Source organism: Paenibacillus sp. G34 (assembly GCF_056856875.1).
In genome coordinates this window covers 3,936,809-3,949,823 of sequence record NZ_CM166469.1, presented here as the reverse complement: position 1 = coordinate 3,949,823, position 13,015 = coordinate 3,936,809, and the positions used below count along the sequence as shown (strand labels likewise).

General features: G+C 43.4%; 13 protein-coding genes and 1 other annotated feature. Of the genes, 10 read left to right on the top strand and 3 right to left on the bottom strand.

What is annotated here, in order from left to right:
• Positions 1 to 12: 12 nt before the first annotated feature.
• Positions 13 to 1,608: a phosphoglycerate dehydrogenase gene (serA, locus tag AC1VYS_RS17850; protein ID WP_090917287.1), complete on the bottom strand. Its 1,596-nt coding sequence runs from the start codon at positions 1,606 to 1,608 to the stop codon at positions 13 to 15.
• 203 nt (positions 1,609 to 1,811) lie between these two features.
• Positions 1,812 to 2,042, bottom strand: a binding site (T-box leader).
• Between the two features lie 329 nt (positions 2,043 to 2,371).
• On the opposite strand from serA, the gene AC1VYS_RS17845 reads away from it, so the two are divergent.
• A complete protein-coding gene (locus tag AC1VYS_RS17845; protein ID WP_482910825.1) occupies positions 2,372 to 2,965 on the top strand; it encodes a CPBP family glutamic-type intramembrane protease in 594 nt (197 codons plus the stop codon).
• 46 nt (positions 2,966 to 3,011) lie between these two features.
• Here the strand turns inward: AC1VYS_RS17845 and AC1VYS_RS17840 are convergent, their stop codons facing one another.
• On the bottom strand, positions 3,012 to 3,260 hold the full coding sequence (locus AC1VYS_RS17840) for a hypothetical protein (protein WP_482910824.1): 249 nt from the start codon (positions 3,258 to 3,260) through the stop codon (positions 3,012 to 3,014).
• Positions 3,261 to 3,413: 153 nt separating this feature from the next.
• Between AC1VYS_RS17840 and AC1VYS_RS17835 the strand changes: the two genes are divergently transcribed.
• A complete protein-coding gene (locus AC1VYS_RS17835; RefSeq protein ID WP_482910823.1) occupies positions 3,414 to 4,232 on the top strand; it encodes a metallophosphoesterase in 819 nt (272 codons plus the stop codon).
• Between the two features lie 67 nt (positions 4,233 to 4,299).
• Here the strand turns inward: AC1VYS_RS17835 and AC1VYS_RS17830 are convergent, their stop codons facing one another.
• Positions 4,300 to 5,061: a polysaccharide deacetylase family protein gene (locus tag AC1VYS_RS17830; protein WP_482934391.1), complete on the bottom strand. Its 762-nt coding sequence runs from the start codon at positions 5,059 to 5,061 to the stop codon at positions 4,300 to 4,302.
• A gap of 250 nt (positions 5,062 to 5,311) precedes the next feature.
• On the opposite strand from AC1VYS_RS17830, the gene AC1VYS_RS17825 reads away from it, so the two are divergent.
• The 8 genes from AC1VYS_RS17825 (at position 5,312) to rpsA (ending at position 13,003) form a co-directional block, all read left to right on the top strand.
• Positions 5,312 to 5,662, top strand: coding sequence for a hypothetical protein (locus tag AC1VYS_RS17825; protein WP_482910821.1), 351 nt, complete (start codon positions 5,312 to 5,314; stop codon positions 5,660 to 5,662).
• Positions 5,663 to 5,850: 188 nt separating this feature from the next.
• Entirely contained in the window at positions 5,851 to 6,465 is a 615-nt protein-coding gene (locus AC1VYS_RS17820) for a genetic competence negative regulator (RefSeq protein WP_482910820.1), read from the top strand.
• A gap of 43 nt (positions 6,466 to 6,508) precedes the next feature.
• Positions 6,509 to 7,207 carry a glutamic-type intramembrane protease PrsW gene (prsW, locus tag AC1VYS_RS17815; RefSeq protein WP_482910819.1) on the top strand — a complete coding sequence of 233 codons (699 nt, stop codon included), beginning with the start codon at positions 6,509 to 6,511 and terminating at the stop codon, positions 7,205 to 7,207.
• 601 nt (positions 7,208 to 7,808) lie between these two features.
• On the top strand, positions 7,809 to 9,155 hold the full coding sequence (gene ypeB / locus AC1VYS_RS17810) for a germination protein YpeB (RefSeq protein ID WP_482910818.1): 1,347 nt from the start codon (positions 7,809 to 7,811) through the stop codon (positions 9,153 to 9,155).
• A 163-nt stretch (positions 9,156 to 9,318) separates the two neighbouring features.
• The gene (locus tag AC1VYS_RS17805) at positions 9,319 to 9,972 is read left to right on the top strand and encodes a flagellar brake protein (protein WP_482910817.1); all 654 of its coding nucleotides are present in this window, start codon (positions 9,319 to 9,321) and stop codon (positions 9,970 to 9,972) included.
• A gap of 391 nt (positions 9,973 to 10,363) precedes the next feature.
• Positions 10,364 to 11,068, top strand: coding sequence for a (d)CMP kinase (gene cmk / locus AC1VYS_RS17800; protein ID WP_482910815.1), 705 nt, complete (start codon positions 10,364 to 10,366; stop codon positions 11,066 to 11,068).
• Positions 11,065 to 11,652, top strand: coding sequence for a lysophospholipid acyltransferase family protein (locus AC1VYS_RS17795; protein WP_482910814.1), 588 nt, complete (start codon positions 11,065 to 11,067; stop codon positions 11,650 to 11,652). Before cmk ends, AC1VYS_RS17795 begins: the two co-directional genes overlap by 4 nt.
• 136 nt (positions 11,653 to 11,788) lie before the next feature.
• Complete coding sequence (rpsA, locus tag AC1VYS_RS17790; protein ID WP_482910813.1) at positions 11,789 to 13,003, top strand: 30S ribosomal protein S1; 1,215 nt, start codon at positions 11,789 to 11,791, stop codon at positions 13,001 to 13,003.
• Positions 13,004 to 13,015: the final 12 nt, after the last annotated feature.

The window sequence follows — 13,015 nt, the reverse complement described above, 5'->3', positions numbered from 1 at the left end:
TTTACATGTGTATTAACCGAGCACAATCTCAACAGCTGTATTTAGTTCAGGCAGAGACGTAAGCTGAACAAGTACATCTTTCGGCACTTCTTTATCAACAGTCAGGATCATGATCGCAGCACCACCGATAATTTTACGGCCAACCTGCATCGATGCAATGTTTACGTCATTTTGACCAAGCAAAGTACCTACACGTCCGATGATACCCGGTTTATCGTTGTGCGAGATCAAAATTTGATGGCTTTCCGGTGCGATATCTACAGGGAATTTATCAAGACGAACAATCCGTTCACCGTATCCTGCAAGAAGCGTACCTGCCACACGGCGTTCTTCAGCATCTTGTGTTGTTACGAGTGTTACGGTAATTAGGTTTGTAAATCCTTTTGTAGCAGAGGTTTGGCTCACAACAACATTCAGGTCACGAATTTTGGCCAAGTGCATGGAGTTGACAATATTGGCCTCTCCGCCCAGATGTCTTGCCAGAATGCCTTTCACAATATAACGAGTGAGTGGTGATGTATCCACTTCTGATAGGTCACCGGCATAGTCAATGCGAATCTCTTGGACTGCATTTTGAGTGATCTGTGCTGCAAAACTTCCTAGCGTTTCACCCAATTTAAAGTATGGTTGCAGTTTGTTCATAACGGTTGGTGCGACAGCTGGCATATTAACTGCATTTTTAAATGGTTCATTGCGAAGAATGTGAAGCACTTGTTCAGATACGTCAATCGCAACGTTCTCTTGAGCCTCTACGGTTGATGCGCCCAAGTGCGGTGTAACGATAATGCTTGGATGATTCAGGAATGGATGATCTGCTGCAGGCGGTTCACTTTCAAATACGTCGAATGCTGCTCCAGCAACAATTCCTTCATCAATCGCTTCTACAAGCGCCATTTCATCAACTACACCGCCGCGGGCACAGTTAATAATACGCATGCCTTTTTTCATGACTTCAAATTGCGGACGTGAAATCATATGACGTGTTTCTGGTGTGAGTGGAGTGTGCACAGTCATAAAGTCCGCATTACGGATAATATCATCAACACTTGCCAGCTTGACTTGTAGTTTCTCGGCACGCTCCTCTGTAAGGAATGGATCATAAGCGAGAATGTCCATGCCGAATGCTTTGGCACGTTTGGCTACTTCGCTACCGATTCTTCCCATACCGAGCACACCGAGTGTTTTATTTCTTAATTCAACACCAAGGAACGTTTTACGATCCCATGTACCCTGAATCGTTTTGGCATATGCCTGCGGAATGTGTCGTGCCAGTGCCATCATCATGGCAAATGTGTGCTCACAAGTTGTAATGGTATTACCGTCAGGTGCATTAATGACAATAATACCGCGTTGTGTAGCAGGTTCCAGTTCAATATTATCTACGCCAACTCCTGCGCGCCCAATCACTTTAAGATTGGTACCAGCCGTCATAATACGTTCAGTAACACGGGTCTGGCTACGAACGAGTAGGGCATCATAATCTCCGATAATAGCAACAAGCTCATCTTCACTAAGTCCGGTTTTCTTCTCGACAACGACATCACTTGCATCCACCAGCTGCTGAATTCCCAGATCACTGATTGGATCTGACACTAACACTTTGTACATGGTTTCTTCCTCCTTAGATTTGTATATCTATAATCGTCAAGGTTTGTTCTCCGGCAGGAGACGTTCCTTAAAACCAAATTGATCCTTCCCTCCAACAACGCGGTGTCGTAGCAGAGGAGGAGGGTAAACTAACAGGGTGATTCCACAGGACTCTTTTATCAAAAATAATCAAAAAAACTCTCAATCCACATACTGCTTGCGCAATAAGGGACGAGAGTTGTCGTGGTACCACCCTAATTCACCGCCGTTTCGCAACGACAGTCTTAGCGGTCAATGAAGACCGAAGAGGATAACGGGTCTAAACCGATTGCACCTACTCCAATTTCAATGCAATAACTCAGGAGCGCTCAAGATCATCTGTCTGCCACCGATTTTCACCAACCATCGGCTCTCTGAAGGACAAAGCAATGTCTTTTTTCCATCATCGTGTTTAACGTAACTAATTTTTTCATAATGTATCATGGCTTACATGAGCATGTCAATAGGCTTAAATGTTTTAATTCTTCATGTTAAAGGTTATGATTTTTGGAACTTCAGAGCGTGTCTTCGATCTCACTAGAATAAATTATATTAAGATTTAAGTGCTTAAACATACTGTTTCGTGAAAGGAATTTTACTGCATTAATGAAGTAACGTTTTGAGGTGATCAACCGGGACTTGGGACAGGTCTTGAACCGAATTGGTTTTTTGGCTATCATTTAGTATACTATCGGATTGGTCAATGAAATTATTATCAAATAACTCAAGAGGACAGACGCATGCAATGAAAAATAAGAAATTTCCGAAGTTTAAAATTCAGAAGGCAGAGCCACAGCAATTAACAGAACGTTTGCTCTTGATTAATCTGTACTTTACCCAAGGGCTTACTTTGGTCGTAGGGATCGTATGGATTTTGCTTCAGAAAAGGGATTTATTCGAAGTTCTAGCCTTGCCTGATCCTCTCCATTTTTTATGGTGGGGTCTTGGTCTCGCTGCTATTATGCTTGTTATGGATCTGGTGCTGTCCTATGTTATACCGCAGGAAAGTATGGATGATGGGGGCATAAATGAACTGTTGTTTCGGGGGCGTCCAATCTGGCATATTGTATGTATAGCAGCCTTGGTGGCTGTATGTGAAGAGTTATTGTTCCGCGGTGCAATTCAACATGCGATTGGTCCATACTGGACAAGTATTTTATTTGCAGTTATTCATATTCGTTATCTACGCCACTGGATTCCTACAGGATGGGTGTTTGTTTCGAGCTATGGATTGGGTTTTATCTATTTGCAGTCGGGCACATTATGGGCACCGATTTTGTGTCATTTTATCATTGACCTAGTATCCGGATTAGCGATACGTTTTCGGAGGGGATCATGAGTCAGCCATTAAGCAGGATGAAAACATATGGCAGCCAACGTCAGCGTCACTCGGACAATAAAGAGAAAACCGGGCGGAACTCGGCTTCACAGACAAGTTTCGTTGCTGAAACGGCAGTTGCTACAGAAACAGTGGGACTTCCACCAATTACTTCAATTTCGTTGCCGAGATCACAACGCGGGTCGAGTGCATCCTCACTGGAGAGTCCGGTATTACCGCAACGAGCACCTAGTCGCTCCAAGAAAACGGCAAACCAGAAGGAAAGTTCAGTTTCCGAAGCCAGCACTTTACCCACTCGAACTGAGCTACATCCTTCACGCCGTTTGAGATTAAGCAAAAGATTTGTCAATTCACTTATTTTTATTTTTATTATGTTAACCGTTGGTTTGGTATGGTGGGGAATTAAGGGAGCCCCTCCTTTAAACACATTCCTCCCATTACCGTGGTAATGTTAGTCGGTTTAGTCTTTTTCATGTTAGTTGTAGTTGTATTGCTTCTCTTTCATATGTGGCGTGAAGCTCACGCAACTGTGATTACTGAGGACGAAGTGGAACTTGCCCATCTGCCAGCCTCTTTCGACGGAGCCAAGATTATTTTTTTATCAGATACCCATGCTCGATTGTTGAAAACAAAAGAAGTGGAGCAGTTGAGGGGGAGAGCTGATTGGATACTCATCGGGGGAGATATAGCAGAAGAAGGACTTTCCTGGTCGGTTGTCAGACAAAATATGAAGTTTTTGTCGGGGTTGGCTCCAACCTATGCTGTTTATGGAAATCATGACAAAAAGGCAGGTACCACTTATTTGTCTAGGCTTTTAGCTGATTCCAACGTGCAACTCCTTCAAGACAAGACTGTTTATTTGCAAAAAGGCATGGAACAGATCCAACTGCTCGGATTAGATTATCGTTCAAAGCAGGCAGAGAGGTTGTTGCGAAATATGGGAGAGGGTTGTTCTAGAATCGTACTGATTCACGACCCTTTGGAAGTATTGCGGTTAGACATTGATGTAGATCTGATACTGAGTGGACATACCCATGGAGGACAAATCGTTGTCCCGTTGTTAGGACCCGTATTGATGAGCAAGGCTTATCGGGCTGTAAAGAGCGGCTGGTTTTCCTTGAAACGTAGCGATGAAGATCCTCGTTCAGGAAAATTGCTTGTAAGCCGGGGGTTTGGTACAAGCCATCTACCCTTCAGGCTAGGTTGTCCCGCAGAGATCCATCTCATCACTCTGCGTGTTCCTGTAACAAAAAGCCCTGATCAATAAGATCAGGGCTTTTTGTCGCACATTACATTTTTTCGCAGTGATGCAGTAGCCCTAGCATTGGCATCTATTAACGCGACTGCAACTCGATCGCACGCGGATCAACAAAGGAATACCCCTTTTTCTCAAGCTGTGTTAATAACTCGTCCAGAGCCTCGACTGTCCAAGGTAATTCATGCATTAAAATGTTACTTCCAGGATGCAGTTGGTCCAGAACATTTTCGATGACTTTGTCTGGTTTGTTTTTGGTGCTCTTATCCCAATCCAGTGAGCCGTTTGACCAAGTCATATACAACATGCCTTGTTCTTTGACCGCATCTTTCAACGCATCATTTCCGGAGCCAAAAGGGGGTCTGAAAAACCGAGGTTGCTCTCCAGTGGTGTCTTTCACAATCTGCTGAACGTCAGTGACCTGTTTCCTAGCTTCTGAACCGGACATTTTCTTCAAATCTTCATGATCCCAAGCGTGGTTTCCGATAATCTGTCCTCGCTTATGAATGAGTTTCAATAATTCCGGTTGACGTTTGACTCGATTTCCATTGATAAAAAAAATGGCTTTGGCCTGATGTTTATCTAATGTATTAATAAGTGAAGTAATCATCTTTTCGTCCTTTGGCCCGTCGTCAAATGTTAACAAGACAACTTTAGCAGGGCTGGATTCATTATTAGGTTTAATAACGTAACTCGAATTCATGTGATATGTCTTCTTCGTAAGTACTTCACTTGAATTTTCATTCGTAGATGGAGCTGCTGGATTTGTTCCAACTGTTTCTTCGTTTGCTCGGTTAGGTAGATCATTTAATGTATCTTTTTTTGACTTTTCAGACTCCATTTCATGACTTGAGGTGGGCTTGTTCTTCCCATTGTTAAGGGTCATATCCGTGCTTGTTTTAGTTTGATTGGATTCAGGGGAGGAATGGTCTTGTGAACTGCAGGCAGATAGCAGCATAGCTGCGATGAGTAACAGTGATGTGGCGTGTTTTAGCATTTTTTCAACTCACTTTCCTGTATTTATACGGAATGAGATTGTCTTCTACAGCAAACACTACTCTTGATTTTAACACTTAAAGGAGGTTGGTGTAATGAAGGCGTCATCCTTTTTCTGGGGTATTGTCGTTGGCGTTGCAGCCAGTTCTTGGTTAGCAAAAGGCAGAATGCCCATGTTGTCTTCAGGTTCATCCCGAAACATGGTTGACCAGGCCAAACATAAAATGATGGAGATGACTTTCCCTGGCATGGATAGCTTCAGCAATAAACCCGACCATCATGGTGAACCGCACAAGGCGGCATCAAAAGGCAACAGAGTAATCACACCGAAAGAAAAAGAAGAAAATATGAACATGCTTAAAGATTTTATTCGTACCAACCCGGATGTTAAACATGAGGTAGAGCAAATTTTGAGCCAAACAAATACAACAATACCGGGTTTATAACCCACGGCAACCATTAAGAATCATCCACAGTCTTGATTTGATGTGGATTGATTCTTTTTTTTGTTGATTTTACTTCGTGCATTTACAGGTATAAAATGATAACATAACTACATAGATTTATTTTCAGCACATATTGTTTTGTGCTTCATAATCTGTTATAAGACTTGCTTATAAAGGGGAGATCCTGTATGAAAATAGAACGACTAAGTCACGATAAGATACGGATTTTCCTGACCTTTGACGATCTGAGCGAGCGCGGAATACAAAAAGAAGATATGTGGCAGGAGTTACCGAAGGTACATGAACTGTTCACTGAAATGATGGACCAGGCTTATTCTGAACTTGGCTTTGATGCTACAGGTCCGCTGGCTGTTGAAGTATTCGCACTACCCGCTCAAGGGATGGTTGTCATCGTTACTCGTGGAAAATATGATCCGCAACAATATGGTTCAGGTCATGAAGATGATCTTCCTGAAGAGGTATATGAAATGGAAGTTACATTGGAGCAAAGTGACTCCATCGTATACGCGTTTAAGGATTTTGAGGTGCTGATTGAAGCTGCCCATATGTTACGTCAACATGTTACGGATGCGGGGAAACTGTATTCTTATAAAAATAAATGGTTCTTACATTTTGAACCGGATGATGTGGATACTACCAAACACGCGGCATTGATTGCATTGCTGGCTGAGTTTGGCGAAGGTTCTTCAGTCACACCAGCTGTCATGGAAGAGTATGGAAAGGTCGTTATTCCTGAACAAGCGATTGATGTTATCTGCACCCACTTCAAACGTCAGGAGTAAACTCCAGTAATAATCGCTTCACTAGTCAGAGGAGGGAATTTCGGTGCTTTTGTTTTCGCTACTAGCTGCAGCAGTTGCTCCGGGTCTCGCCTTGTTAACATACTTTTATCTTAAAGACCGTTATGATTATGAACCACTTCACATCGTTTTACGAGTATTTCTGATGGGTTTTCTGATTGTTCTGCCCGTAATGATTATTCAACGAGGTATGATGCTGTGGTTTGGAGAGAATCCCATTCTTGAATCCATCTTGATCTCGGGCGGGGTTGAGGAGTTTGTCAAATGGTTTGTGATTTATCACATTATTTATAATCACACCGAATTTGATGAGCCTTATGATGGGATATTATATTCCGTAGCGGTATCATTGGGCTTCGCCACGGTGGAAAATGTGCTATATGCTTTTGCAGGCAACGCATCCGTCTCAGGGATGTTTATTAGAGCCCTTTTGCCCGTATCCGGTCATGCAATGTTTGCTGTTATTATGGGGTACTACATGGGTAAGGCCAAGTTTATAGATGTTAAGAAGAAAAAGCGTTGGTATCTCAGTTTGTCCCTCATTCTGCCATTTTTCTGGCACGCATTGTATGATGTCATCATGAATACGATGGTGAATAACTGGTTATGGTTCATCGCGCCTCTGATGGCGGGTCTGTGGTATGGAGCAATAGGTAAGATTACACGGGCCAATAATCGTTCTCCTTTTCGTTTCGTGAAACGAGAGGAAGAGATTAAATTATAGAAATACGGACACACTGGTGGACATAAAGCGTTTAAAACGCAGACCCCGGTGTGTCTTTTTTGTGTTCTATAAACCCGGGGAACGACGATATGAAACGGGGATGTATGATGACGAGAATCAAAATAAAAATAAGATGCAAGCAATGTGGTGAGCGATTCACATTAAGAGGCAAGAAAGAACTGGGCCGTATTGATACGGGCTTTAAACAGTGTCTTTGTGATAACAAGGATCAATTCGACATTGAGGAAGAGGGTATGGCAACAAGCTATTTGCTACACTAACGGACTATTTTCAATTACCTGAGGACCTGAACTTCTGTTATAAGATAGCAAAGGGTGATCATTTATAGGCAAATTTCGTTCTGACTGGAAATCGCATGCATAAGAGGTCTTTCTTCGATCCACAATAAGGGCAGTGGTTAAGGCGTGTCTTAAAATCCACTGAAGTGCATCTTTTACCGATTTTCGTCCCCTGCTGCGTCACTTTCCCTTGACGTGCCCCGGCACGCCTGCGGTAAACTTCCTGGCTTGGAACGAAAAATCGGCGAAATCTGCTTCCTTCAATGTTTTCAGACACACCCTAGAAGAAAGGAGAATTTACCGTGTATAAGCGATTAAGTTCAGTGATGTTTCCGATATTTGCAGTTCTCCTGATCGGTGCGATGGTGTGGGGGTATCAGGAGAATCAGGAAAAGAATGCGATACTTATTAAGGCGGAGAACCAATATCAACGTGCGTTTCACGACCTCTCATTCCATATGGACAAATTACATTCGGAGATTGGAAACACACTTGCTGTTCATTCAAGCTCGCAAGGCATGCATCGCAAAGGATTGATGAATGTGTGGAGGCTTACAAGCGAAGCGCAGAATGAAATCAATCAGCTGCCGCTCGGCATGCTTCCCTTTAATGAGACGGAGGAGTTCCTATCACGTATCTCAAAATTTGCGTACCAAGCATCCATGCGTGATTTGACAAACGAGCCGCTCAGTAAAAAGGAGATGGGTAATCTGAAGACGCTGTATCAAAATTCTTCGGAGATCAAGAGTAGTCTGAAGGAAGTACAGCAAAAAGTATTGACCGATCGTCTGCGCTGGATGGATGCTGAAACTGTTATGGCAACTCAGGATCAAACCAATGATAACTCAATCGTTGATGGCTTCAGAACGGTAAATAAAAAGGTTCAAGAGTATCCTGAACTGGATTGGGGCCCTTCTGTCTCTAATATGTTTAGCAAACGTTCCGTGAAGAAGCTTGGCGGACTTCCTGTATCCAAAGAGCAAATTCAAGAGAAGGCTGCCAAATTTTCGGATGTGGACACCGGCAAAATTCAGATTCAGGAGAACGGAAAAGGGACGGACTGGGAATCGTACACAGCGACTGTCCAACATGCCAGAAACGGCAAACTGATGATGGATTTTACTCGCAATGGCGGAATGCTTATCTCGTACAGTGACACACGACCGGTTGGAGCCAAAAAAGTATCCCGTCAAGAGGCAATGAAACAAGCCGATCAATTTCTTCAAAATAAGGGATACAAGGATATGAAGGCTGTCAACTACGATGAATTCGGTAATCTGGCAAACCTTACGTATGTGCGCAAACAAGGAGATACATTAATATATCCCGAAAAGATGTCAGTACGTGTAGGGCTGGATACGGGCGAGGTTACCGGCTTTCAAGCAAGTGACTACGTGTATGAGCATAACGACAAACGTCAGATTCCAAGCGCGAAACTTACTGCAGGGCAGGCACGTAAAAAACTGAATTCCGATTTCAAGGAAAGTTATGTGCGCAAATCATTGATTGAGAACGACTACAGCAAAGACGTTCTCTGTTATGAATTCGGTGGAAAAATTAACGGTTCGCGTTACCGTATCTACATTAATGCCAACACAGGAATGGAAGAAGCTGTTGAGGAGATTAAACCGGTTAATGCAACTTCCTAAAGCAACTTCCTAGAAAAAACATAACAAGATGTGTAAACTCATAAAAAAAACGTGAAAACAGACCATTGTTATGGTCTGTTTTTTCTTTGTTCCATGTGAGAAAGGTCATGGTATAATAGTCCTTGCAAATACCAAGATAAATACATAAGTGGCGGTGAACCGATTGTTTCCTAAAATAAACGAAGTGTTGTATATCCAAATCGCATCGGCTGACGAAAAAGAGGAGCATAAAGAATACAAATCGCGTATCGCAGATACGGATGAAAGCAGTTTTTTGATTGAAGTTCCGATGCAACAGGGGAACAGTCGCTTGAAAAGACTCTTTTTCGGAGAAGAATTATCCGTATCCTATATCAACGAGAGTGGTGTCCGGCATTACTTTAACACTTATGTGACAGGGTTTGAGGAAGATGTTGTTCGTCTGGTTCGCATTCGAAAACCGCTTCCCGACGAGATTTCCAAGATTCAGCGTCGCAGTTTCCTTCGTGTTCATGCCAGTCTAGAATTGGCCCTTCAATGTGAAGACCTGACACGTGCAGTCATGCTGACTGAAGACATCGGAGGCGGTGGACTATCTATATACATAGAGCCTGATGTAAAAGTACAGGAAGGACAAAAGCTGAAATGCTGGCTGCTTGTTCCTTATCGCAATGGGGCGATAGATCATGTGCAATTCGAGGCTGAGGTGGTTCGTATTAAGAAACTGGAAACTGGCCGTGAATTGGGAATGCTGAAATTTTCGCAGATCACGGATTCGGAGCGTCAGAAAGTTATCAAATTTTGTTTTGAGAGACAACTGGATTATCGTATGAAATAAGCATATACAAGCATAAGCTATGTCTGTACTGGGCAACGTAAGGCAAAAACGGAGAATGATGATATGAATAAATGTTCTGATACACGGAGATTTGAACACATTTACTTTATGATTTCAAAACGGTTGGAACGGAGAGCGCTGCTATTCATTGGGTTTCTCCTGACCCTCGTTATCCTTTGCCAATTGTTACTGCTTGTACCTGATTTGAAGAAAATAATGACAACGATTGACCGGCTTGAAGGCACTCCGATTCATATGCAAAGCAACAACAATGAGCACATTGGTTGATTTGTCTGTTTTTGCATCCATGTGTAGAGTGTGGTATAATTTTCACGATGCAGGCAATGCCTGTTTTTTTATTGAGGTTTATCGTTTGAGGAGGAATGCCCCGTTGGCTAGCCAGAACACATCAGAAAACGGGAAGATGAACGTTGCAATTGACGGACCTGCTGGTGCCGGAAAAAGCACGGTGGCCCGATTGGTTGCAGAGGAACTCGGATACATTTACGTTGATACAGGCGCAATGTATCGTGCGGTATCCTTGCATATGCTTCGGAAGGATGTATCTCCCGATGATATGACTCAAGTACTTCAGGAAGCACAAGATTTGGTTATTGATTTACAACCAGATCGAGGTGGACAGAAAGTGTTCTGCAATGGCGAGGATGTTACCTCGGAAATCCGCTCCCGTGAAGTTACGGGAATCGTGTCTCGATATGCGCAAATCGAGGGGCTGCGTACACAATTAGTGGATACTCAGCGGCAAATGGCTTTGCGCAAGGGCGTCGTCATGGATGGGCGCGATATCGGAACCACTGTATTGCCCGATGCGGAAGTGAAAATTTTCATGACTGCCAGTGTGCAGGAACGTGCGCTTCGCCGTTTCAAGGAAGTGGAACCATCCGAAGGGCTGACGTTGGAGCAACTAGAGCGAGACATTGCCACCCGTGATAAATTGGATGAGAACCGGGAAATTTCCCCGCTGCGTTGTGCAGAGGACGCAATTGTCCTGGATACAACGAAGATGAATATCCATGAAGTGGTTGACAAAATCGTATCTTATTGCACAATGGTCAGAGGAGAGAGCAGTCTATGATTTACACCTTTTGCAAGACCTTACTGCGGATCATGTACACCATTCTTTTTCGCCTGGAGGCAGTTGGACGGGAAAATATCCCTAAAGACGGCGGCGTATTACTATGCTCCAATCATATCAGTAATTTTGATCCGCCAACCGTTGGCATCAAAATTCGCCGTCAAGTGAGATTCATGGCGAAAAGCGAATTGTTTGATGTTCCGGTATTTGGCTCAATCATTAAAGCTGTAGGTGCCTTTCCCGTGAAACGAGGAGGCGTCAGCAAAGAATCTATCAAAACCTCACTCAATATTTTGCGTGGTGGTGAAGTGTTGGGTATTTTTCCAGCAGGAAGCCGTCATAATGATGGGGGAATTGGTAAAAAAGGAGCAGCGAGTTTTGCTCTCCGCAGTGGTGCCACCGTTATCCCTACTGCTATTATCGGCAACTACAAGCTGTTTCGTAAGATGAAAGTAGTATACGGCGCACCGGTCAATTTGGACGAGTTCAAGGAAGACACTTCCGGAGATGCTTTGGAAAGAGCAACCGAGAAAATTATGTCCAAAATTAACGAAATGGTGAAAACAGGCGTGCCTAGCAAATAAGGCAGTCTGAAGTGAGTGCATGTTTCCATATTTTTGAGGGAAACTACTTCTAAGTGCATTCGCATGAAAGTGTTTTGAACTCTGCCAAGGCAGGTTTGAATATAATGGGGTTTTTGAATTGAGGAGGGTATTTGACATGTCGGAAGAAATGAAAAATCAAGAAGCAACCCAAGATGAGTTGGATCAATTCGTTTCCTTGAAAAAAGGAGATACTGTAAAAGGTACCATCGTCAAATTGGAAGATAACCAAGCTTATGTAAGCATTGGATATAAATATGACGGTGTTATTCCAGTTCGTGAACTGTCTTCGCTCCACGTAGACAGCGCGTCTGATGCAGTAGAAGTTGGACAAGAAGTTGAAGCTAAAGTACTTAGCATCGACGACGAGAAAGAAAAACTCGTTTTGTCCAAACGTGCCATTGACAGCGAGAACGCTTGGGAGCAATTGCAAAAGCATTTTGAAGACCAAGACGTATTCGAAGTTGTTGTAGGCGATGTCGTTAAAGGCGGTCTGGTTGCAGATGTGGGCGTTCGTGGGTTTATCCCGGCTTCCATGGTTGAGCGTCATTTCGTTGAAGACTTCAGCGACTACAAAGGACGTACACTGCGCGTTAAAGTGAAAGAGATCGATCGTGAGAACAACAAAGTGATCCTTTCCCAAAAAGACGTTCTGGAGCAAGAATTCGAAGCAAACAAAGTTCAAGTTATGGCTGGTTTGCAAGAAGGTCAAGTGATCGAGGGTACGGTTCAACGCTTGACTCAATTCGGTGCTTTCGTTGATGTAGGCGGAGTAGACGGTCTGGTACACGTATCCGAGCTGGCTTGGACTCACGTTGAAAAACCATCCGATGTACTGTCCGAAGGCGACAAAGTTAATGTTAAAGTGCTGAAAGTTGACCCTGAAAAAGGTAAAATCAGCCTGAGCATGAAAGCTGTTCAACCAGGTCCTTGGGAAACTGCTGGTGACAAATTCAACACAAGTGACATCGTAACAGGTGTTGTAAAACGTCTGGTTGATTTCGGTGCATTCGTTGAAATCGCTCCTGGTGTTGAGGGACTTGTGCACATTTCACAAATCTCCCATAAACACATCGGCACTCCGCATGAAGTGTTGAAAGAAGGACAAGAAGTTCAAGTGAAAATCTTGGACATGAACCCTGCTGAGCAACGTGTAAGCTTGAGCATCAAAGAGACGGAAGAAGCTCCTGCTCAACCGCAAAAATCAGAGCGTCCAGCAAGAAACAACGCTCCACGTGAAGAAATCAACAATCCTAACGTTTCCTTGAATAATCAAGGCATGAGCACTACGCTCGGCGAACTGTTTGGTGACAAACTCAGCAAATTCAAATAAGTTATACATGCA

What these genes read in the sequence shown, in the direction of transcription:
- serA (WP_090917287.1), bottom strand. Translation starts at nt 1,608, where the DNA reads ATGTACAAAGTGTTAGTGTCAGATCCAATCAGTGATCTGGGAATTCAG.
- AC1VYS_RS17845 (WP_482910825.1), top strand. Translation starts at nt 2,372, where the DNA reads ATGAAAAATAAGAAATTTCCGAAGTTTAAAATTCAGAAGGCAGAGCCA.
- AC1VYS_RS17835 (WP_482910823.1), top strand. Translation starts at nt 3,414, where the DNA reads ATGTTAGTCGGTTTAGTCTTTTTCATGTTAGTTGTAGTTGTATTGCTT.
- AC1VYS_RS17830 (WP_482934391.1), bottom strand. Translation starts at nt 5,061, where the DNA reads ATGGAGTCTGAAAAGTCAAAAAAAGATACATTAAATGATCTACCTAAC.
- AC1VYS_RS17825 (WP_482910821.1), top strand. Translation starts at nt 5,312, where the DNA reads ATGAAGGCGTCATCCTTTTTCTGGGGTATTGTCGTTGGCGTTGCAGCC.
- AC1VYS_RS17820 (WP_482910820.1), top strand. Translation starts at nt 5,851, where the DNA reads ATGAAAATAGAACGACTAAGTCACGATAAGATACGGATTTTCCTGACC.
- AC1VYS_RS17795 (WP_482910814.1), top strand. Translation starts at nt 11,065, where the DNA reads ATGATTTACACCTTTTGCAAGACCTTACTGCGGATCATGTACACCATT.
- rpsA (WP_482910813.1), top strand. Translation starts at nt 11,789, where the DNA reads ATGTCGGAAGAAATGAAAAATCAAGAAGCAACCCAAGATGAGTTGGAT.